Source organism: Microbispora hainanensis, assembly GCF_006874475.1.
Lineage (GTDB): Bacteria > Actinomycetota > Actinomycetes > Streptosporangiales > Streptosporangiaceae > Microbispora > Microbispora hainanensis.
Map to the genome: position 1 here is coordinate 41,474 of NZ_VIRM01000025.1, position 20,665 is coordinate 62,138.

The following is a 20,665-nucleotide window of genomic DNA, read 5'->3' on the forward strand; positions in this document are numbered from 1 at the left end:
GCCTGGGGCGTCCCCGCCCGCGCCGGCGCCGCCAGACGAGGCCGATCACGTCACGAGGGACATCCAGCGGTGGTGGGCGCCGCCGAAGGGGCCGGTTCGCGCGGCCACCGCCTCCATCAGCCAGGCGGCCGACCGCTCCGCCTGGCGGACGACCTCCTCCGGATACGCGTACCGCACCTGGTGGACGGCGAACTCGTCCTCGTCGTCCAGGATCACCCGGCCGTCGCGCATCCGGAGCACATCGAGGTCGAGGTCGGCCATCGTGATCCGGCCGTCGCCGTGGACGGGCACCGTGGTGACGTCGCAGTAGATCGCGCACCTGTTGGGCCGGGCGTTGAACGTGGCGGTCCACCACGCGCCCCGGGGAAACAGCATCACGAACGCGTCCTCCCAGACCACCGGTGGCTCGTTCCCCCGCCGGCCGACGGTGCCCGGGGGACAGCCGGTCCAGACGCCGTGCTCGTCCTCGCCCAGCACCCGCGCGTACTGGTGCCAGTGCAGTGACCCGCCGTACTTGCGGTAGATGATCCTCACCTCGGACACGGGCGGGACGCTACGCCACGCCCGTCTCCGAGTACAACGGGATAACCCGTCAGACCTCGACGACCACCGGGATGATCATCGGGCGGCGGCGGTAGGTGTCGCTCACCCACCGCCCCACCGTACGCCTGATGGTCCGGCGGATCTGCAGCTCGTCGGCCACTCCGGACGCGGCGACCTCCTGCAGCGCGACCTCGATCTGCGGGATGACCGCGTCGAACGCGTCGGGGTCGATGCCCGAGCCGCGCGCGGTGATCTCCGGGCCGCCGGTGAGCTTCCCGGTGGTGGAGTCCACCACGACGACGATGGAGATGAACCCCTCGTCGCCCAGGATCCGCCGGTCCTTGAGCGCCACGTCGGTGATGTCGCCCACCGAGGTGCCGTCCACGAAGACGTACCCGCACGGGATCGCGCCGGTGATCCTCGCCTGGCCGTCGACGAGGTCGACGACCACGCCGTCCTCGGCGATCACGATGTTCTCCCGGGGCACGCCGGTCAGCTCGGCGAGCCCGGCGTGCGCCCGCAGGTGCCGCCACTCGCCGTGCACCGGCATGAAGTTGGACGGCTTGGTGAGGTTGAGCACGTACAGCAGCTCGCCCGCGGCGGCGTGGCCGGAGACGTGCACCCGCGCGTTGCCCTTGTGGACCACCCGCGCGCCCCAGCGGTTGAGGCCGTTGATGACCTTGCTGACCGCCGTCTCGTTGCCCGGCACGAGCGACGAGGCGAGCAGGACGGTGTCGCCCTCGGCGATCCTGATCGGGTGGTCGCGGTTGGCCATGCGCGACAGCGCCGCCATCGGCTCGCCCTGGGAACCGGTGCAGATCAGCACCACGTCCTCCGGCGGCCACTCCTCGATCTCCCGGGAGTCCACGAGCAGGCCACCGGGCACCTTCAGGTAGCCCAGCTCGCGCGCCACGCCCATGTTGCGCACCATCGACCTGCCGATGAGCGCGACCTTGCGGCCGTGCTTCTCGGCCGCGTCCATGATCTGCTGCACGCGGTGGATGTGCGAGGCGAAGCTCGCCACGATGATCCGCTTGGTCGCGCTGCGGAAGACGTCGTCGATGACCGGCGCGATCTCCCGCTCGCTGGTGACGAAGCCCGGCACCTCCGAGTTGGTGGAGTCGGACATCAGCAGGTCGACGCCCTCGGCCCCGAGCCGGGCGAACGCCCCGAGGTCGGTCAGCCGCCCGTCCAGCGGAAGCTGGTCCATCTTGAAGTCGCCGGTGTGCAGGACGAGGCCCGCCGGAGTGCGGATCGCCACGGCCAGCGCGTCGGGGATCGAGTGGTTGACCGAGACGAACTCGCACTCGAACGGCCCGAACGAGCGCCGCTCGCCCTCGACCACCTCGACCTTGACCGGCTGCATCCGGTGCTCGGTCAGCTTGCTCTCGATGAGCCCGAGCGTCAGCCGCGAGCCGACGATCGGGATGTCGCGCCGCTCCCGCAGCAGGTAGGGCACCGCGCCGATGTGGTCCTCGTGGGCGTGCGTGAGCACGAGCGCCTCGATGTCGTCGAGCCGCCCCCGTATGTAGTCGAAGTCGGGCAGGATGAGATCGACGCCCGGCTGGTCGGGCTCGGGGAACAGCACGCCGCAGTCCACCACGAGCAGGCGGCCGTCATACTCGAACACCGCCATGTTGCGGCCGATCTCACCGAGGCCGCCCAGCGCGACGATGCGCAGGCCGTTTTCCGGCAGTGCCGGAGGCGGTCCGAGTTCGGGATGCGGATGACTCATTCCGCGCCCTCCGCTCCGAGCCGCTCGCCGTGCGCGCTCACGCGCCGTTCCCTATCGTCGTTCCTTCTGGTCAAGTCGCTCATTCGGCTCCATCTGCTGATCTAGTCCACAAGCTTGAGGCCCCCCGTGATGAGGTCCTCCCGAAGCGCTGTCGTCTGCTCCTCCGTGGCGTCCACGAGCGGCGGCCGGACGTATCCCGCGTCCTGGCCCACCAGCTTCAAGGCCGCCTTGACCATGATCGCCCCCTGGGTGCGCGTCATGATCGCCGAGACCACCGGAAGGAGCTGACGGTGGACGGCCAACGCGTTCTCGACATCACCGGACCGGTAGGAGTCGACCATCGCGGCCAGCTCCGCGCCCACCACGTGGCCCACCACGCTGACGTACCCGGCCGCGCCGACAGAAAGCCACGGCAGGTTCAGCAGGTCGTCGCCGGAGTAGAAGACGAGGTCGGTGGAGGCCATCACCTGCGAGCCCGCGAACAGGTCGCCCTTGGCGTCCTTGACGGCGGCGATGCGCGGGTGCTCGGCCAGCCGGAACAGGGTCTCGATCGTGATGGGCACCCCGGCTCGGCCCGGGATGTCGTACAGCATCACCGGCAGGCCGGTCGCGTCGGCGACGGCCGTGAAGTGCCGGAGCAGGCCCTCCTGCGGCGGTTTGTTGTAGTAGGGGGTCACCACCAGGAGACCGTGCGCACCGGCGCGCTCGGCGGCCCTGGCCAGCTCGACGCTGTGCCGCGTGTCGTTGGTGCCGGCACCGGCCACGACGGTGGCCCGGTCGCCGACGGCCTCGACGACCGCGCGCAGGATCCGGTCCTTCTCCTCGTCGGACGTGGTGGGGGACTCCCCTGTGGTGCCGCTGACGACCAGGCCGTCGTTGCGCTGCTCGTCCACAAGATAGGCGGCGAGCCGCTGGACACCCTCGTAGTCGACGGCGCCGTCAGAGGTGAACGGTGTGACCATCGCGGTCAGCGTGCGGCCGAAGGGGGCGTCGGAGGTTCCGGTAGGCGATGCCATAGACCGAACGGTACCCGGATCCGCTGGAGTGATGGACCTCGCCACCCCGTTATGTCCTGTACCGCCCCGTGGGCGGCGCCGACAGCGGAAGAGGCCGCCGATATGTGCTCGGGGGTACACACATCAGCGACCTCTAACCGAGAATCGCCGCGTCTTACGCGGACGTTACACGCCGCTGGCGAGATTTTTCCGGAAGGCCGTGAACGGCGCCTTCTGCACCTCCTAAGGCTCTTCGGGGGTCTTCAGGGATCTTCGGGGGGTCCGCGTGGAGTCTTCTGGGGGCTTCGGAGGTCGTCGCGGACCTTCGGGGCGGGTGGCAGGACCCGGCGGAAACCGCGACCGGGTCAGTGGACCTCACCCGAGAGGAGCCTCACCCACAGGTCCTCCATCCGCGCGGCGACGAGCCGCTCGGTCTCGCGGATCTCCACGTTCTTCCCCCGGATCGTCCGCCGGATGAAGAACACGCCGCCCGCCGAGCACAGCTCGTAGATCGTCGGCTTGCACTCACACGTGTGGCGGCGCACCCGTACGCGATCGCTGCGATTGGTGGGCTTCATCCACTTGATCCGCTTGTGCCCGTCTCGCGGAGGGCTGGCATGGATACCGTGATAGGGCGGCGGGAGGGGAATATCAGCACCTGGCCGCTTAGCGGCACAATCACCCATTAGCAGCCCTTTCACCAGGCAAAGTTGGAGTCACAGGCCATCCCCGTCACTCTCGGTCGCCCGGCGAATACGCCAAGATTTGGAGGACCCGTCACCCCCTCAGGGATGGATTGATGGCAAACTCTGATCCGGTCTACCTGCGCGTAGTCGAGGACATTCGCCGCCAGATCGTCGACGGCACGCTCCCCCCGGGCGCACCGATCCCCTCGCGGCACCAGATCACCCGGAAATACAGCGTCGGAGAGACGGCCGCCCGCCACGCGCTGCGCGTGCTCGCCCAGGAGGGCCTCATCATCGGCCGGGTGGGCTCCGGCCACCGGGTGCGGGAGAAACCGATCCTGCTCCCGCTCCACCGCAGCCGCTATCCCGAACCGCACGCCGCCTTCGCGAGCGACATGCAGGCGGGCGGCCGACAACCCAGCTGGAGCTGGCGCAGCGAGCTCGCCGACGCTCCTCCCGACATCGCCCGTCGGCTGCGCATCGGGGAATGCAGCCCGGTGATCAGAACCCGCTACGTCTTCCGCGGGGACGGCCGCCCGGTGCAGTTGCTCACCTCGTACGAACCGGTCGAGCCCGGGCAGAGCCAGGCGCCCGAGGAGGGCACGTACGAACGCAGGAGCGCGGCCTTCCGGCTCGCGGCGAGCGGCCTGCCCGTCACGGAGATCAGCGAGACCGTGCTCATCCGTGTCCCCCAGCCGACCGAGAGCGACCTGCTGGAGCTGCCCGCCGGCGTCCAGGTGCTCCAGATCGAGCGCACGTACTGGACCGGGGAGCGCCCGGTCGAGACCAGCGACGCCGTGGTTCCCGGCGACAGATTCCGGCTGGTCTACGGCATTCCCAGCCCCCTCTGACTGTCGGTGCCCACTGGTACAACCAATCCGGATCCCCCATCCGGAGGTGCCGATGCGCGTCAAGGACATGCCCCTGGCCGACCAGCCGCGTGAGCGGCTGCTGGCGTCGGGAGCCGCCGCGCTCGCCGACAGGGAGTTGCTCGCCCTGCTGCTCGGCTCGGGCAGCAGGGGCGTGAGCGCCGTCGAACTCGCCTCCCAGCTCATCGCCCACTGCGGCGATCTCGGGGAGCTTGCCCGCTCCGAGGCCCACCGGCTGCTCGCCGTCCCAGGCGTGGGCCCCGCCAAGGCCGCCCGCGTGGCGGCCGCGTTCCATCTCGTACGGCGGGCCCAGGCGGAGCCGGAGCGAAGCCGGATCACCTGCTCGGCCGACATCGCTTCGGCTGCCGCTCCCCTGCTGCACGGACAGCCGCGCGAGCGGCTCGTCGTGGTCGTATGCGACGGCCGCGGCGCGGTGCTGCGCCGGACCGTGGTCACCGAGGGCGGCAGCGACCACACGCCCGCACCCGTCCGCGACATCGTCACGACCGTCCTCCTCTCCGGCGGAGCCGCGTTCGGCCTCGCCCACAACCACCCGAGCGGATCGCTCGACCCCAGCCCCGCCGACGTCGAGGTCACGGCCCGCCTCCACGAGGCCGCCGACACCGTCGGCCTCCGCTTCCTCGACCACGTGATCGTCACCGACACCGCCTGGCGCCGCGTCCCGCCGGAGGAGTAGCAGGATGGATACTATAAGTTCTGCCGTTACCACCGGTCTACTCGCCCGTATCTGCCGGTTTCTTAAGCTGTACTATTTTGTGCGAGAATGTCTGTTTCGGTCTATGGTTTGATCGTGCTCGACCGAGATGGACCTGTACCTGTCTACAAGCAGATTGCCGAGATCCTCCGCGAACGCATCGACAGCGGCGAGCTGGCCCCCGGCAATCCGATGCCGAGCGAGGCGCAACTCGAGGCCGAATACGGCATAGCGAGGACGACGGCACGCCGGGTCGCTCGGGAGCTACGCGAGCAGGGTCTCGTCTACACGGTTCAGGGCGAGGGCACATTCGTGGGCGATCAGGCCGCTCCGCGCGTGCGTCGAAAGAAGCCCCTCTACCAAGAGATCGCCGAAGAGGTCGCACAGCGCATCCGCCGGCAGGAGTTCAAGCCGAACCGCGCCATCCCCAGCGAGAAGGCGCTCATGGAGCAGTACGGCGTGGCCAAGGTGACCGTGCGGCTGGCCGTCGGATTCCTCCGGGATCACGGCTACGTCTTCACCGTCCCCCACCGCGGCACTTATGTGTCATCTCCGGATAACTGGCCGCAGGACTGACCCGCGACTCAAGAAAACGCGTCGCACAGGGACGGCCGGCTCCTAACGTGGTGGCGTGCTTGACCACGACGGCGACACGCATCTCTACCTTCAGGTGAGCGAGATCCTGCGTGGGCGGATCGAAGACCTCGCGCCCGGCTCGCCGATCCCCAGCGAGGCGGCCGTTCAGCGCGAGTTCGGGGTCGCGCGGACAACCGCACGCCGGGCCCTGCGGCTGCCTCGGGATGAGGGTCTCGTATACACGGTCCACGGCCGGGGCACGTTCGCCGGCAACTCCGACGTCGACACTGCGGCGGCACCTCGCTCGACCCCTGCTTACCGGCAGATCGCCCATGAAATCGTCGAGCTGATACGACAGGGCAGCCTGGCGCCCCGCCGTCCGATACCCAGCGAGGCGACCCTGGTGCAACGACATGGCGTGGCCCGCGAAACCGTGCGACGGGCCATGGCCGTACTTCGAGAGGAAGGGTGGGTCTACACCGTTCCCCAGCGCGGAACCTATGTGTCCCCACCTGAGAGCCGGCCCAGCCAACCCGGCGACGTCAACTGAGAGCTCAAGCGGCCCCGGCACCGTCGCATCGACACGTGATCCGCAGGTCCTCCGCGCGCGCCTGGTCCACGTCCCGCCGCAGCATCCGCAGCCGGGCTACGTACGGGTCAGGACGACATCCGCGCGCATCCTCGGGCATGAGGGGAGTCGTCCGGCCGGCCGTGTTCTCCGGCTGCCGCCGTCGAAGGACCGCCCGCGCGGGCCGCACACCCGTCTGCGTACGTGTGCGGCCAACCACGGGCGGATGCCGCGAACGGCCTGTGCCTGCGAGGCTCCGGGCCATACGCAGGCGAACGGCATGGGTGGTCTTCATCGTCGCGGTCATCGCGACCTCGGTGCTCGTCTATCCCTACGCGGGCCTCGATATCGACGACAGCCGCCTCGACGTGCGCGACAGCCTGCACTACTACGTTCTGGTCGGTCACATCTGGACCGCCGCGGTCGCGCTGGTGCTCGGCTCCCTGCAGTTCATGCCCAAGGTGCGGGCGCGCAGGCGAGTCCACCGGGCGCTCGGCCGGGCCTATCTCCTCGCCGGGGTGCTGCCGTCCGCGCTGGCCACGATCACGGTCGCGCTGTGGTCGGGCCGCCTCGTGACGCAGATCGGCCTCACGACGGCGGCCGTCCTGTGGCTGCTCACCGGCGGCCTCGCCTATCGGGCCGCCCGCGAGCGCGACTTCGGCAGTCACCGCGACTGGATGATGCGCAACTACGCCCTGACGTTCCTCGCCGTCACCGCGCGCGTCCTCGTTCCCCTGCTCCTGGTGGTGCAGGTCCCCTTCCGCGGAGCCGAAGCGATGGGAGAGCTCGCGAACTCGATGATCCCGGTCGGCCAGACGCTGGGCTGGGTCGTCAACCTGATCGTGGCCGAGACCGTCATCAGGCGGCGCCGCGCGGGCTATGCCTGGCCGGTCAGCACACGGGCCGGCCGGTCATAGACCAGCGAGGCGTCAAGGCGGTGTTGCGGAGCCGCCGGGCCCCGGCAATTATTTCCCCTCATTCCTGGTTGGTCTTGGATAAAGAGGAGGAAGATCATCATGCCGGTGCCCACACAACCACTGCGCAAGCTGGGTTTTCTGACCATCGGGCTGTTCGACGGGGACGACCCGCGCCCGGGACACGAGTCGACTCTGCGGATCATCGAGCTGGGCGAGCGGCTCGGTTTCGACAGCGCCTGGGTGCGGCACCGCCATCTGCAGTACGGCATCTCCTCCCCCGTCGCCATCCTGGCGGCGGCCTCCCAGCGCACCACCCGCATCGAGCTGGGGACGGCGGTCACCCCCCTCGGCTGGGAGAACCCGCTGCGGCTCGCCGAAGACCTGGCCACGGTGGACATCCTGTCCGGGGGCCGGCTCAACCCGGGCGTCAGCGTCGGGCCGCCGATGCACTACGACCAGGTCAAGGACGCGCTCCACCCCGACACCGCCGACCTGGAGGACTTCGGTTACGAGCGAGTGCGCCGGCTGCTGTCCTTCGTACGCGGCGAGCCGGTCACCGATTTCAGCGGCACCGAGGGGTTCGAGGTCTTCTCCGACCGGGTCCAGCCGCACTCGCCGGGGCTGGGCGATCGCATGTGGTACGGCGGCGCCAGCCTCCGCTCGGCCCGATGGGCGGGCGAACACGGCATGAACTTCCTGACCAGCAGCGTCGTCAAGGCGGAGGAGTCGGAGGACTTCGCCGAGATCCAGCTCTCCCACATTCGGGAGTTCCGCGACCGCCACCCCCAGGGCCAGAAGGGCCGCGTCTCCCAGGGGCTGGTCGTCATCCCCACCGACACGGCGACGCCGGAGCAGCGGGCCAAATACGAGGAGTACGCCGCCAAGCGAGCGCCCCGCACCGCCACACCGCAGGGACCGGCCCGCATGATGTTCGCGCCCGACCTCGTGGGCAGCTCCGCCGAGATCGCCGAGCGACTGTACGCGCACGCCGCCTTCCGGGAGATCGACGAGGTCGCGTTCGCGCTGCCGTTCACCTTCGACCACGAGGACTACGTGCAGACTCCTCACCGATATCGCCACGAGGCTGGGGCCCGAACTCGGCTGGCGACCCACGACAGGGTCGGACGGTGAGGCTCCTCCGGTCGTGGGGTGAGGTGGTCGTCCGCTTCGCCACGGCTGTTTCGGCGTCCCGAGCCTCGACGTGCTCCTGTCCGTAGCCATGGAACGGCTCAGTTGATAAGGGCCAACGCCTTGTCGCTCAGGCCGGCCGGGGCGGTCTTCGGGCTGCCGGCGTCGAAGGGAGGGCGCGGGTCGTACTCGATCGCGAGCTGCACGGTCTGCGCCGTCTCCTCGTCGTGCGTCGCGGCCAGCAGGCTCAGGGCCATGTCGATGCCGGAGGACACTCCCGCCGCCGTCACGATCTTGCCGTCGACGACCACGCGCTCGCTGACCGGTTCGGCGCCGAACCCGGCGAGCTGGTCGAGCCATCCCCAATGGGTCGTCGCCCTACGGCCCTTCAGCAGCCCCGCCGCGCCCAGCAGGAACGAGCCGCTGCACACCGAGGTCGTCCACCGGGTGCCCTCGTGGGCCCGTGCGATCCAGCTCAGCAACTCCGTGTCGGACAGTGCCTCGATCGTCCCCGGCCCTCCCGGCACGACGACCACGTCCGGCGCGGGCAGGTCGCCGTACGACGCGGTGGCCGCGAGGCTGAGGCTTCCCCGGTCGTCGAGCACGGGCCCGGGCTCGGCCGCGACGAACGTGACCGTGCAGCCCGGCGCGAAGGCGAGCACCGTGTAAGGCCCGACGGCGTCGAGCGCGGTGAACCGGGGATAGAGGGGGATCGCGATGTTCATGATCTGCTGCTTTCCTTCGACCGGAACCGGCGGCGGTAGTCGCCGGGTGAGACGCGCCAATGGCGGCGGAAGACCCGATAGAGGGTCTCGGGGACGCCGAGTCCCGACTCCCTGGCCACCCGGTCCAGGGGATGAGCGGTGGTCTCCAGCAGCCGCCGGGCGGCGTCGGCCCTGCTGCGTTCGACGTACCTGCCGGGTGAGACCCCGGTCTGCTCGGTGAAGACGCGGGAGAAGTGCCGCTCGCTCATCCCGGCCCGCCGGGCGAGCGCGGGCACGCTCAGGTCCTCTGCCGGGTTGGCGTCGATGAACGCCTGGATCTCGCGCAGCGGCTCGGCACGTGGGACGGCGGCCCGCATGGGGGCGCTGAACTGGCTCTGCCCGCCGGGACGGTGCAGGTACACCACGAGCCCGCGGGCGACGTTCCGGGCGATCGTGTGGCCGTGGTCGTCGGCCACGAGCGCCAGGGCGAGATCCACGCCCGAGCTGACCCCGGCCGAGGTCCAGACGTTCCCGTCGCGGATGTAGATGGGATCGGCGTCCACCTCGACGTCCGGGTAGCGGTCGGCCAGCTCACCGGCGACCAGCCAGTGGGTGGTCGCGCGCCTGCCGTCGAGCAGCCCGGCCTCCGCGAGGAGAAAGCTGCCGTTGCAGACGGACGCGACGCGCCGGGCCCCGGCCGCCAGCCGGGTGATGCCCGCGACCAGCTCGCGATCGCACAGGTGCTCCGGCATCGACAGCCCGCCCACGACCAGCAGCGTGTCGATCGGCCCCGCGACCTCGCCCAGCGGGGTCTCCGCGAGGGTCGTGATCCCGTTCTGAGCGGGTACGGCCCCGGCTCGCACGGCCGTCACCTCAAGCCGATAGCCGCCCTCCGGCACGAGCAGGTTGGCCGTGGTGAAGACGTCGGCCGGCCCGGCGAGGTCGAACATCTGGAAGCCATCGAAGATCACGATGACCACGCGTCGCTGCATGCCTCAATGCTTGCGACCAGCGCTGAATGGCGTCAACGACACGGATATTGCACATCAGGCCATAACCAGAAGCGTCATCCCCGGCCGGACACCTGGCTACAAAGTGGCGTTAGATTTGAACCAGGCTTTGCGGCGCCGCCGGGAGTCGGGGCGCCGAGGAGGTGGCCGGGACGATGCCGAGCGCTCGAGAACTCAAAGACAGGCTCTTCGCCGCGATCAACAGCCACGACCTCTACGAGGTGATGGACTGTTACGCGCCCGACGCCGTGTACATCAGCCCGGCGGGCATCGCGGAGGGCCATGAGCAGATCGCCTGGGCCTACGAGGACCTCTGCAAGGTCTTCCCCGACATCTACTACACCGCCTGGTACAAGGCCCCCTGTGAGGACCCCGCCTTCACGGAGTACACGATGACCGGCACGCACATGGGCGCGCTCCTGCTGCCGGGCGGCGGGGTGGCTCCCGCGACGGGCCGTCGTATAACCGTGCGGGGCAGCTGCGCCTGCGCGGTCGAGAACGGCAAGATCGTCACTGATCGCGACTACTACGACCAGCTGGAGCTCTACTCCCAGCTCGGCATCAACCTCGAACCGCCGCCGCAATCCTGATCCCCGGGCGATGACGGCCCCACGGGGGGAGCGACCGCGACGACCGGTCGTAGCCGGGTAGATCTCGTAGCCGACATGGTCGGGCGCATCGATGAGCAGCAGGTCGTGGCCCTGGTGCTCGCCGACCACCCGGCCGATCGAGCGTGACCTGTTGCCGTTGCGCCAGTTCTCGTACGGGCGGCCGCAGTGGCCCGCCGTGAGGATGTAGTGATAATTGGAGTTACTCGTCGAGTGGACGGGCCAGCCGGCCGTGCATCTCGCCCCGGTGTCGTCCGACACTATTTGTGCGCCGCCCCACCACGGAGGGCTGTCTATCGCGCGGCTGGTGAACTCTCCACGGGGCGCCTGCTTCACCACCGTCGGCACTTGCGCGTCGAGCTCCGGGTAGCTGGAGGCGAGGCTCGCCTTGCTCTCCCCCGAATCGGTCAGCGCATACAGTCCGCTGCCGTCCGGCTGGATGCCCAGCGCGTGGCCCTTCCGTCCTGGCGGGCGCCGCCGCCCCTGCTTCTCCCTGCCGCACCCGTGAAGAGAATTGCTCACTGCCGCACGGTCGCGGACAGGCTGGTCTGCTCCGGACCGGCAGATGTCACCTGCACGGATACGGAGGAGCGCAGCTCGCCCAGCTTCCAGAACGCGTCGGGGGCGAGTGCCGGCCACTCGGCCGTTCCGCCGGAGTCGGTGAAGAACGTCCAGGTGGGGAGCTTCGCCAAACCGCGATCCGTAGCCCACTCCCGCACGCCGTATCGGCTGCCGACTATCCGGATCGGCTTCGGCTCGCCGGGAATTCCCCCCACCCGGCGACGGCGCGCTTCACCGAGCCGTCCGACGCGCCGTTTCGCGCAGAGCCGCCCCCCGAGCAGGCGGAGACCGACAACAGAGCGGCCAGCGTCAAACACACCACCACGGGGCGCACTCCGGCCTCGCCTTCAAATGTGCTGATCAGCCGTCAAATGGCACAGCATGTGCATCGCAACCGGGGTCCAGCGTCACGCGCTCACATTCACCCGATCCCGTCGGACTCGGGAGCGTTCAGCCAATGGAACCGGTCCAAAGGACCGGTCCGTCATGCGGGCCACGACGACAGACCGCACCGGCAATCTCCCTGAGCGAGCGTCACTCCTCGCCGGAGAACCGCTCCCAGGCGGACTGCCGGGTCATGCCGAGTGCGGCGCCGATCCTGGCCCAGGTGACGCCCCGGTCGCGCGCCCGCTGGACCCAGACCTTCAGGTTGTCCTCGACCTGCGCGCCGACCTCGGCGATCCGCGGAAGGAACTCCAGGATCTGCTCGTCGGTCATGCTCTCGGTGTACGGGATCTCCGGAGCCTCGATGGACTCGGCCGCCAGGATCTCGACGCAGAGTCCGACGCACTGGTTGCAGATGTAGACGCCGGCACCGGCGATCATCTTGGCCACGGCGGTCTTCGGCTTGGAGCAGAACGAACAGCGGATGTCCTGGTCCGCCAGCGAAGGAGCAGGCATGACGCCTCCAAGGGGGGTGATATGTCAGGCTGTTCCTGACGCGCACGCCAGATGCTACTCCGTCAGGAGCAGCCTGACAACCGATCACTCGAAGGCGACCGCGCCCGCCGGCTCAGCTCTTGGGGCCGAAGGCGTGCGGGACCTCTCCCTTACGGCCGCAGCGCGGGCAGGGCCGGTAGCGCCCGGACCACCAGGTGGCCTTGAGCGTGCCGCTTCCCTTGCACTTGGGGCATTTGGACAGGTAGTTGCGTATGTAGTCGAAGACGAGCCAGATGCCGAAGAAGGCCCCGGCGAGGACGAGAACGGTCTGGGAATCCACCATGGCTCCGTGGTCGGGGCGTGGTCGGGGGACAGACCGGCGACCAATGCGCCGCCGTACGGAAGCCGGTCGCGCGGGGGCGCGGTCACCGTCACTCACCGGCCGGGCGAGCCGGTGCGGGAGGCCGGCGCGGGTGGTCACCCGCGCCAGGGGCGCGCGCATGGCCTGCGAGGGGACGCCCACCGTTGCCTCCGTGAACACTGGTCGCACGGGAGAAGACGCCCCACGGCCCCCGGCCGGTGACAGCCGGGGACCACCTTGTTGGAGTCACAGATTTGGAGTCACAGCGTTGGAGTCACAGCGTTGAAGTCACCGGGCGCTCGGCCGGGGCCAGGCTGCCCTCAGACTTCTTCGGGCTGAAGCTCCGCCGCCTGCTCCACGCCCGCCCCGGGCCGCCGCAGGACGACGTACGCGACCACGAAAGCGCCGACCAGCAGGGCGAGGGAGATCGTGAAGGCCAGCCGGTAGCCGCCGGTCAGCGCGACCGCCTCGCTCGCCCCGCCCGCCAGCAACCCCTCCGTACGGGAGGCGGCGAGCGTGGACAGCAGGGCGACGCCGGCGGCCATGCCGACCTGCTGGGTCGTGTTGAAGAACCCCGAGACCAGGCCCGCGTCGTCGGAGCGGGCGTCGGACATGCCGAGCGCGGTCAGCGCCGGAAGCACCAGTCCCGCGCCCATGATGAGCGCCATCGCGGGGAGCAGATCGGTCACATAACGGGCGTCGACCGGCACGCGGGTGAGCCAGGCCATCGCGCCGATCAGCAGCACCAGGCCGCCCAGCAGCACGGCACGGGCGCCGAAGCGGGTGCTCAGCCGCGGGGACGCGAACAGCGACACCCCGGCGATGGACAGCGCCGCGGGGAGCATGGCCAGACCGGTGTCGAGCGCGCCATAGCGGAGCACCTGCTGCATGAACAGCGCCACGACGACCTGGAAGGCGAACATCGCGCCCAGTGTCAGGACCTGCACGAGGTTGGCCCCGGCGACGGCGCGCGAGCGGAGGATCCGCAGCGGCATGAGCGGGGTGCGGGCGGTGGCCTGCCGGACGAGGAACGCGGCCAGCAGCACGAGCGCCAACACACCGAACCACAGGGAGCGCAGGCCATATCGCTCGATCTGGACAGCGCCGATCTCAACCACGGCATAGATGCCCAGCATGAGACCGGCCGTGACCAGCAGGGCGCCCAAAGCGTCCGCGCCCGCCGACAGGCCGAGCCCCCGGTCGGCCGGGAGCGCCCGGAGCGCCAGCACGATCGTGACCAGGCCGATCGGCACGTTGATCAGGAAGATGTAGTTCCAGCCCAGCGCGTCGGTGAGGACTCCGCCGAGCACCTGGCCCAGTGACGCCCCAGCGGCGCCGGTGAAGCTGAAGACGCCGATCGCCCTCGCCCGCTCCCCCGCGTCGGTGAAGGTCGTCACCAGGATTCCGAGCACGACCGCCGAGGCCATGGCGCTGCCGACACCCTGGAGGAACCGGGCGCCGATCAGCATCCCCGGGCTGCCGGCGGCTCCGGCCAGCAGGGACGCGGCGGCGAACACGACGTTGCCCGCCAGGAACATCGCCCGGCGGCCGATCAGGTCGCCCAGCCGGCCGGCCAGCAGGAGCAGTCCGCCGAACGCGATGAGGTAGGCGTTGACGGTCCAGCTCAGCCCGGCGGGCGCGAAGCCGAGGTCCCGCTGGATGGCGGGCATGGCCACGGTCACGATGCTGCCGTCGAGCACCGTCATCAGCATCGTGGCGGACAGCACGCCCAGCACGAGCAGACGGGATCGGGATATCCGCGACATGAGTCGCCTCCTGTTCATGAGGAACAGAAGGAACCGTAGCAGATAGTTTTGTTGTAGACGATCCCTTACGGATCGGCCTCTTACGGACCGATCATCCGCGCTGGCGCGCCCGCCTGACCGGCTGTGGCGCCTCCACGGCACTGGCCAGGTGCCCCGTGACCAGCCTGTTGAGCGCGCGTACGAGCACCTCCGCCTCTTCCTCGGGCAGCGACGCGAGGGCGTCCCGGTGAACCCCGTCGACGATCTCCTGGCTCCGCTTCGCCACCTGCGCCCCCTTCTCCGTGACCGCGACGATCCGGGCCCGCCGGTCGGTGCTGGACGGCCGGCGCTCGGCGAGACCGGCCTGCTCCAGGGCGTCGAGGGTGACCACCATCGTGGTCTTGTCCATGTCGCCCAGCTCGGCGAGCTGGATCTGCGTACGCTCCTCCTGCAGCGCGTGGACGAGCACGCAGTGCATGCGCGCCGTCAGGCCGATCTCGGCGAGAGCCGCCGCCATCCGCGTTCGCAGCACGTGGCTCGTGTGGTCGAGCAGGAAGGACAGGTCGGGCTCGTCACGCGAGGGCGCCATGGCGGTCATGCGTCCAGGCTACCAATTCGTCCACTTGCGGATTATCCGCAAAGGTCACACCCCGTCACACCGTCCGCAGGGCCGCCTCGACGGACGCCGCGCTCGCCGGGACGAGCGGGAGCCGTACGGCGGCCGTGGGAATGCGGCCCTGCGCGTACAGGACGCCCTTCAGCACGGTCGGGTTGGGCTCGGCGAACATGGCCGCCGACATGAGCGACAGCCGGTGACCGAGGGATCGGGCGTGCTCGACGTCGCCGGCCCGCCACGCCCGGAAGAGCTCGGCGAACTCACGGGTGCACAGATGGGCGGAGGCGAGGATGCCGCCGGAGGCGCCCAGGGCGAGCAGCGCGGACAGGAACGGGTCGTCCCCGGCGAGCACCGCGAAGTCCGCCGGCGGGTCGGCGAGCAGCGCGACCGTGTCGAGGTCGACGCCGCCGACCGCGTGCTTGACCCCGGCCACCATGGGCAGCTCGCCCAGCCGCCGCAGCGTGGCCGCGCCCACCGTCTGCCCGGTCCGATAGGGGATGTTGTAGACGACCAGCGGCACCGGGGTCTGCTCGGCCAGCGCGGCGAAGTGGGCGAGCACGCCGGCCTCGGACGGCCGGACGAACGCGGGCACCGTCACCAGCGCCGCGTCCGCCTCCCCCTTGAGCGCGCGCAGCGCCTCGGCCGTGCTCCGGGTGTCGGCCGAGCCAGCGCCGACGGTGAGCGTGGCGCCCCGCTCGCGGCAGACCCGGCCGCAGATCTCGATGACCGCGCGCCGCTCCTCCCCCGTCAGCGTGGCGACCTCCGCGGTGGTGCCGAGCGCGACGAGCCCGGACGCGCCGTCGTCGAGCACGCCGCGGGCCAGGTCTTCGAGCGCGTCGAAGGCGATCTCGCCGTCCTCGGCGAACGGGGTGATGAGCGGGACATGGATGCCGGAAAGAGTCATACCGCGATCCTTCCGGCGGCCGAGCATGTAGGTCCAGTTCGCCTTTCTGTCGAAACCGTTAAGCTGAACTGATGCTCGACGCCCACCCATCTCGCCCGCGCTGATGCTCGACGTCCGCAGGCTCCGCCTGCTTCGCGAGCTCGCCTACCGGGGCACGATCGCCGCGGTGGCCGAGGCGCTGACGTTCACTCCCTCGGCCGTCTCCCAGCAGCTCGCCGCGCTGGAGCGCGAAGCGGGGGTCGCCCTGCTGGAGCGCACCGGACGCCGGGTCGCGCTCACCCCCGCCGGAGTGGCACTCGTACGGCATGCGGAGGCCGTGCTCGAACGGCTGGAGCAGGCGGCGGCGGAACTCGCCGCAGCCAAGGGGGATTTATCCGGGACCGTGCGGATCGGCGCCTTCCCCACCGCGACCCGCGCCATCCTGCCCTCGGCCCTGGCGGCGCTCGCCCGCACCCATCCGGGCCTCGACCCGATGGTGGACGAGGTCGACCCGGCCGAGGTCGCGCCGCGTCTGCGCGCCGGTGAGCTCGATGTGGCCCTGGTCCACGAGTACGACTTCGTCCCGGCCGAGCCCGATCTCGCCCTGGACGCCGTCCCCCTTCTCGACGAACCCATGTATCTGGCCACCATCCGCCCCGGCGGCGGAGAGGGGGACGCGGCCACGCTCCTCGCCTGCCGCGACGCGCCGTGGATCGTCTCGACTCCGGGCACCCTCTGCCATGTGATGGCCGTGCGCGCCTGCCAGGCGGCCGGCTTCTCCCCGCGCGTACGCCACCACATCGACGACTTCGCCACGGTCCTGGCGATGGTCGCCGTCGGGCAGGGCGTGGCGCTCGTGCCGGAGCTGGGCGCCGCCGACCCGCCCGAAGGCGTCACGCTGACCGCGCTGTCGATGCGCCGCCGCACCCGTGTGGCCTTCCGCCGGGGCGCCGGCGGCCACCCCGCCGTCGTCGCGCTGATCGCGGCCCTGCGTTCCGCCGTCCGGTAGTACGAGTGGTTCCTGAAGGTTGGGCGCGCTTGCCGCCCGGCAGGCGGGGAGCCCGGGGGTCAGGTGCGGCGGGCGGCCCAGACGGTCCGCTCGGTGCGTACGGCGAGGTCGTCGCGGCGCAGGATGCTGTGCGGGCTGTCGACGTCCAGGAGTTCGTCGAGGGCGGCGAGGTCCTCAGGGCTGAGTGCGGGTGCGGCGGCGCCGCGGAGGCGTTGCAGACTGCGGTGGGCGTAGCGGCCGATGGCCTCGCTGCGGTTGCCCTCGATGTCGACGGTGACGGTGCGCTCGTCCTCGACGGTGAAGCCGGCGGCGGCCAGCATCGGCCCCCAGTCGGCGCCGCGGTGCGGGACGTGTTCAGCGTGGAATCTGTCGGTCGCTCTGTGGGCGCGCTCCTCGAGTCCCGGCCGGCCTTCGGGGGCGTCGGCGGGCAGGAAGCGGGGGAAGCCGTCCAGCTCCACGACGGCGAACAGCCCGCCCGGCGGGAGAAGTTCGTAGACGCTCCGCAGTGCGCGGTCGGGGTGGGCCATGTGGTGCATCGACGCGGATGCCCACACCAGGTCCGGTGTGCCGAGGTCGGGCCAGTGGCTGGTGTCGAGGTCGGCCTGCACGGTGCGCACCCGGTCGGAGACGCCGCGGGCGCATGCCTTCTCACGCAGGAGCCGCAGATGACCGACGGAGGCGTCGACCGCGGTAACGTGCACCTCGGGGAAGCCTTCGAGGAGCGCGAAGGTGCCCGCGCCGGTGCCGCAGCCCAGGTCCACGATCTGGCGCGGCTCGACCTTCAGCGGCAGCCAGGCGGTGATGGATGCGGTGTGCTCGGCGAGGACCTCGGCGTCCAGGTCGAGGATCTCTGCCTGGCCGCTGTCGTCGTGCTCCTGGTGGCGGCCGTGCGAGCCGTGGTGCGGGGTGTGCTCGTGCGCTGGGGTCATGACATCACCGTAAGCACCCCATGCGCCTATGGCACAACTCCTTGCGAGATACGCAAGAAGGTGGCTCGATGTGCTGCCCGCCGCGCAAATGTGGCGGCGCAACTCCTCACTCGCGAGGGTGCTACTCGCAGGGGCCCTGCGCGCCGTCGCACTCGCCGGTCTCGCCTGCGTCGCGCCGGTGGCCGCGGCGGGCATCGCGGTCGAAGATGCCCATGATCTCGCACGGGCCGCCCTCGGCTCCGATGGCGTGCGGCATCATCGTGGGGAACTCGGCGGCCTGGTTGGTCTCGATGCGGAACCGGCGGTGGCCGAGCATGAGGATCGCGGTGCCGGAGAGCACGACGAGCCATTCGCGGCCGGGGTGGGCGCGCATGCGGGCGGGATTGCCGGGCGGAGGCTCGGTCATGCGCTGACGCATGACACTCATGCCGGGGTCGCCCTTTATGGGCCAGCGCATCAGGCCGTGGGCGCCGTCGATCATCGGGCTGATGACGACGTCGTCGGCGGCGTTCTCCACGAGCTGGTCGAGGGTGGTGTCCAGGGCGCGGGCGAGGGTGACGAGCTGGTCCAGGGCGAGGCGGCGTTGTCCGTTCTCGATCCGGCTCAGCGAGGACTGGCTGAGGTTGGCGCGGGTGGCCAGTTCTTCCAGCGACCAGCCCTGTGCGACGCGCAGTGCGCGGATCCGTTTGCGTACGAGGCTGTCCAGCGCCCCATCTTCTTGCGTCACAGGCAACATCGTATGCCCTGCCCGCAATTCGCGCTTAACGTCGTCGCGTCCTGCCTGTGGTGCTGGTCGTCGTCGCACTGGCGATGACCCTGAAGTCGGTGCCCGACTCCCGCGAACGCTCCACCTATTCCTTCGACACCATCGGCGCACTGGTCTCCACGATCGCCGTGATCGGACTCATCTTCGTCCTGCAGGAAGGCCCCGAGCGCGGGTGGACCGACCCCGTCACCCTGATCAGCCTGGCCGCCGGTGTCGTCGCCGCCATCGCCTTCGTGGCCTGGGAGCTGCACCGCCGGGACGCATCCCTGCTGGACGTGCGCCTCTTCCGGGAGCGCGGCCTGGCCGGCGGCTCCATCACGCTGCTCGTCGTCTTCGGTGTCCAGGCCGGTATCGCCGTCGTGCTCTTCCCGTTCTTCCAGGCCGTGCTGGGCTGGTCGGGTCTGCTGTCCACTGTGGCGATGATGCCCATGGCCGTCATGATGATGACGACGTCCGGCCTGGCCCCCAAAATGGCCGCCAAGATCGGTGCCCGCTCCACCATGACGGTGGGCATCGCCCTGTCCGCCCTCGGCCTCGCGCTGATGGCGCTGTTCGTCTCCGTCGACGGCGGCTACCTGTCCATCCTCGCCGGCATGCTCGCCATGGGCATCGGCATGGGCCTGTCGATGACGCCCTCCACCGAGGCCATCACCGGCTCCCTGCCCCGCGCCAAGCAAGGCGTTGCCTCGGCCCTCGTCCACGTCGCTCTTCGCGGGCCGAAGGACTCGGACCTCGCCATCGCGGACGAGGCGGAGACCACGGAGACCGTCGCCGTCCGGTGACCACGAGCTCCTGGGCGCCTTCATCACCGATCGGAACCACTCGTCCAGGAGTCAGAAGACCGGGATGATGTCCTCCGGGTCGATCACGTCGACGTTCACGCCGTCGATGTCGAGCTCGGGGATCGCGGGGAACTCGATCCCCCACCGCTCGACGATCGCGCGCACACGGGCCATCGCCACGCGCCAGTTGTCGGCCTGCTCGTCGTACGACAGCACGCCGAGGCCGCCCTCTCGCGCGTGGTCCATCAGCACGCGATGGTTGTGCAGGAAGTACGGCGGGAGCTCCCAGAAGCCCTCGGGCGGCTCCCACAGGATCATCGACAGGAACACGAACCCGGCACGCAACTGGCGGGTGATCAGGCCGCGTACGTCGTCGGTGAGCCCGGGCCACTCGTTCTCCAGGATCGTCATGCAGATCTGGAGGTGCCGCGACTCGTCCCGGCCGATCTTGTGGAACATCTCCGAGAACAATGGGTGCTCGGTGCCGGAGGCCATGCCCCGGAACAGCGTCGAGGCCGCCATCTCCCCCATCATGAAGCTCGTGAACAGCACGGCGAGCGAATACTTGCCCACGGCCGTGTTGTAGCCGTTCCAGTAGCGCCCGCCGTTGTGGTAGAGCCAGCCGATGTTGTTGTGCGCCGCCCGCTCAAGATCGGTGGAGGGCTGCCAGTCGAGCGGGCCGCCGGGCCACAGCCGGGCGATGGACCGCTGGCAGCACTCCTCGTGGTTCATCTCGTCGCGGGTGATCGAGAAGAAGCACTTGCGGACGGGATCCTCCTCGTGCTTCTCGAACGCCTGGATCGTGGCCCGGGCGAAGACGGCCGGGCCGGAGGCGTCGAAGTTGGCCAGCACGGAGAACCAGTACATGATCCCCAGCCGTTGCCGGGCCGTGAAGTCCCGCGGGTCGAGCGCGTCCCACGGCAGGTCGGCGGGGTTCCAGACCATACGCTTGGACTTCTCGTAGATGGCCGCGAGCTTCTCGGTCTCCACCCGCCACTCCATGGGGTAGATGTTGGGCTGCGGGATCTCGGGCGCCGGCCAGAAACCACCCTCAGGAACCATGACGTCCGACATCGCCTC

The 20,665-nt window shown here is 70.0% G+C and carries 24 protein-coding genes; 9 read left to right on the plus strand and 15 right to left on the minus strand.

Going from position 1 to position 20,665, the window contains the following annotated elements; translation table 11 throughout:
• Positions 1–45: 45 nt before the first annotated feature.
• The 4 genes from FLX08_RS20650 to FLX08_RS20665 form a co-directional block, all read right to left on the minus strand.
• Positions 46–543 carry a DUF402 domain-containing protein gene (locus FLX08_RS20650; protein WP_208761560.1) on the minus strand — a complete coding sequence of 166 codons (498 nt, stop codon included), beginning with the start codon at positions 541–543 and terminating at the stop codon, positions 46–48.
• A 49-nt stretch (positions 544–592) separates the two neighbouring features.
• Positions 593–2,278 carry a ribonuclease J gene (locus FLX08_RS20655; protein ID WP_142620524.1) on the minus strand — a complete coding sequence of 562 codons (1,686 nt, stop codon included), beginning with the start codon at positions 2,276–2,278 and terminating at the stop codon, positions 593–595.
• 101 nt (positions 2,279–2,379) lie between these two features.
• Positions 2,380–3,294 carry a 4-hydroxy-tetrahydrodipicolinate synthase gene (gene dapA, locus FLX08_RS20660; protein ID WP_142620525.1) on the minus strand — a complete coding sequence of 305 codons (915 nt, stop codon included), beginning with the start codon at positions 3,292–3,294 and terminating at the stop codon, positions 2,380–2,382.
• 344 nt (positions 3,295–3,638) lie between these two features.
• On the minus strand, positions 3,639–3,851 hold the full coding sequence (locus FLX08_RS20665; RefSeq protein WP_244312780.1) for a hypothetical protein: 213 nt from the start codon (positions 3,849–3,851) through the stop codon (positions 3,639–3,641).
• A 221-nt stretch (positions 3,852–4,072) separates the two neighbouring features.
• Between FLX08_RS20665 and FLX08_RS20670 the strand changes: the two genes are divergently transcribed.
• The 6 genes from FLX08_RS20670 (at position 4,073) to FLX08_RS20695 (ending at position 8,735) form a co-directional block, all read left to right on the plus strand.
• Positions 4,073–4,810, plus strand: coding sequence for a GntR family transcriptional regulator (locus FLX08_RS20670; RefSeq protein WP_142620526.1), 738 nt, complete (start codon positions 4,073–4,075; stop codon positions 4,808–4,810).
• Between the two features lie 52 nt (positions 4,811–4,862).
• A complete protein-coding gene (locus FLX08_RS20675; RefSeq protein WP_142620527.1) occupies positions 4,863–5,525 on the plus strand; it encodes a JAB domain-containing protein in 663 nt (220 codons plus the stop codon).
• An 87-nt stretch (positions 5,526–5,612) separates the two neighbouring features.
• On the plus strand, positions 5,613–6,119 hold the full coding sequence (locus FLX08_RS20680) for a GntR family transcriptional regulator (RefSeq protein WP_167530503.1): 507 nt from the start codon (positions 5,613–5,615) through the stop codon (positions 6,117–6,119).
• Between the two features lie 55 nt (positions 6,120–6,174).
• Positions 6,175–6,669, plus strand: coding sequence for a GntR family transcriptional regulator (locus FLX08_RS20685; RefSeq protein WP_142620528.1), 495 nt, complete (start codon positions 6,175–6,177; stop codon positions 6,667–6,669).
• A 302-nt stretch (positions 6,670–6,971) separates the two neighbouring features.
• Positions 6,972–7,604, plus strand: coding sequence for a DUF2306 domain-containing protein (locus FLX08_RS20690; protein ID WP_244312781.1), 633 nt, complete (start codon positions 6,972–6,974; stop codon positions 7,602–7,604).
• A gap of 105 nt (positions 7,605–7,709) precedes the next feature.
• Positions 7,710–8,735, plus strand: a complete 1,026-nt coding sequence (locus FLX08_RS20695) for an LLM class flavin-dependent oxidoreductase (RefSeq protein ID WP_244312782.1) — start codon at positions 7,710–7,712, stop codon at positions 8,733–8,735.
• Between the two features lie 98 nt (positions 8,736–8,833).
• Here FLX08_RS20695 and FLX08_RS20700 read toward each other — a convergent pair whose 3' ends face one another.
• Positions 8,834–9,457 (minus strand): DJ-1/PfpI family protein, encoded by a 624-nt coding sequence (locus FLX08_RS20700; protein WP_142620530.1) that lies wholly within the window; start codon positions 9,455–9,457, stop codon positions 8,834–8,836.
• Positions 9,454–10,428, minus strand: a complete 975-nt coding sequence (locus tag FLX08_RS20705; protein WP_142620531.1) for a GlxA family transcriptional regulator — start codon at positions 10,426–10,428, stop codon at positions 9,454–9,456. Before FLX08_RS20705 ends, FLX08_RS20700 begins: the two co-directional genes overlap by 4 nt.
• Positions 10,429–10,601: 173 nt before the next feature.
• Between FLX08_RS20705 and FLX08_RS20710 the strand changes: the two genes are divergently transcribed.
• Positions 10,602–11,036, plus strand: a complete 435-nt coding sequence (locus FLX08_RS20710) for an ester cyclase (RefSeq protein WP_142620532.1) — start codon at positions 10,602–10,604, stop codon at positions 11,034–11,036.
• A gap of 536 nt (positions 11,037–11,572) precedes the next feature.
• On the opposite strand, the gene FLX08_RS40735 is transcribed toward FLX08_RS20710, so the two are convergent.
• The 6 genes from FLX08_RS40735 to FLX08_RS20735 form a co-directional block, all read right to left on the minus strand.
• Complete coding sequence (locus FLX08_RS40735) at positions 11,573–11,746, minus strand: hypothetical protein (RefSeq protein WP_167530504.1); 174 nt, start codon at positions 11,744–11,746, stop codon at positions 11,573–11,575.
• Positions 11,747–12,149: 403 nt separating this feature from the next.
• Positions 12,150–12,515, minus strand: coding sequence for a ClpX C4-type zinc finger protein (locus FLX08_RS20715; RefSeq protein ID WP_142620533.1), 366 nt, complete (start codon positions 12,513–12,515; stop codon positions 12,150–12,152).
• A gap of 112 nt (positions 12,516–12,627) precedes the next feature.
• Positions 12,628–12,837: a hypothetical protein gene (locus tag FLX08_RS20720; RefSeq protein WP_142620534.1), complete on the minus strand. Its 210-nt coding sequence runs from the start codon at positions 12,835–12,837 to the stop codon at positions 12,628–12,630.
• Positions 12,838–13,175: 338 nt separating this feature from the next.
• Positions 13,176–14,621 (minus strand): MFS transporter, encoded by a 1,446-nt coding sequence (locus tag FLX08_RS20725; protein ID WP_208761561.1) that lies wholly within the window; start codon positions 14,619–14,621, stop codon positions 13,176–13,178.
• A gap of 91 nt (positions 14,622–14,712) precedes the next feature.
• A complete protein-coding gene (locus tag FLX08_RS20730; RefSeq protein WP_142620536.1) occupies positions 14,713–15,198 on the minus strand; it encodes a MarR family winged helix-turn-helix transcriptional regulator in 486 nt (161 codons plus the stop codon).
• A 55-nt stretch (positions 15,199–15,253) separates the two neighbouring features.
• Positions 15,254–16,120: a 4-hydroxy-tetrahydrodipicolinate synthase family protein gene (locus FLX08_RS20735; protein WP_142620537.1), complete on the minus strand. Its 867-nt coding sequence runs from the start codon at positions 16,118–16,120 to the stop codon at positions 15,254–15,256.
• Positions 16,121–16,223: 103 nt separating this feature from the next.
• On the opposite strand from FLX08_RS20735, the gene FLX08_RS20740 reads away from it, so the two are divergent.
• Positions 16,224–17,108 carry a LysR family transcriptional regulator gene (locus FLX08_RS20740; RefSeq protein ID WP_142620538.1) on the plus strand — a complete coding sequence of 295 codons (885 nt, stop codon included), beginning with the start codon at positions 16,224–16,226 and terminating at the stop codon, positions 17,106–17,108.
• Between the two features lie 59 nt (positions 17,109–17,167).
• On the opposite strand, the gene FLX08_RS20745 is transcribed toward FLX08_RS20740, so the two are convergent.
• Complete coding sequence (locus FLX08_RS20745; RefSeq protein ID WP_142620539.1) at positions 17,168–18,037, minus strand: class I SAM-dependent methyltransferase; 870 nt, start codon at positions 18,035–18,037, stop codon at positions 17,168–17,170.
• A 121-nt stretch (positions 18,038–18,158) separates the two neighbouring features.
• Positions 18,159–18,773: an XRE family transcriptional regulator gene (locus FLX08_RS20750; RefSeq protein ID WP_142620540.1), complete on the minus strand. Its 615-nt coding sequence runs from the start codon at positions 18,771–18,773 to the stop codon at positions 18,159–18,161.
• Positions 18,774–18,820: 47 nt separating this feature from the next.
• Between FLX08_RS20750 and FLX08_RS20755 the strand changes: the two genes are divergently transcribed.
• Positions 18,821–19,585, plus strand: coding sequence for an MFS transporter (locus tag FLX08_RS20755; protein WP_208761562.1), 765 nt, complete (start codon positions 18,821–18,823; stop codon positions 19,583–19,585).
• A 51-nt stretch (positions 19,586–19,636) separates the two neighbouring features.
• Here the strand turns inward: FLX08_RS20755 and FLX08_RS20760 are convergent, their stop codons facing one another.
• Positions 19,637–20,659, minus strand: a complete 1,023-nt coding sequence (locus FLX08_RS20760) for a hypothetical protein (RefSeq protein WP_142620541.1) — start codon at positions 20,657–20,659, stop codon at positions 19,637–19,639.
• Between the last annotated feature and the right edge of the window lie 6 nt (positions 20,660–20,665).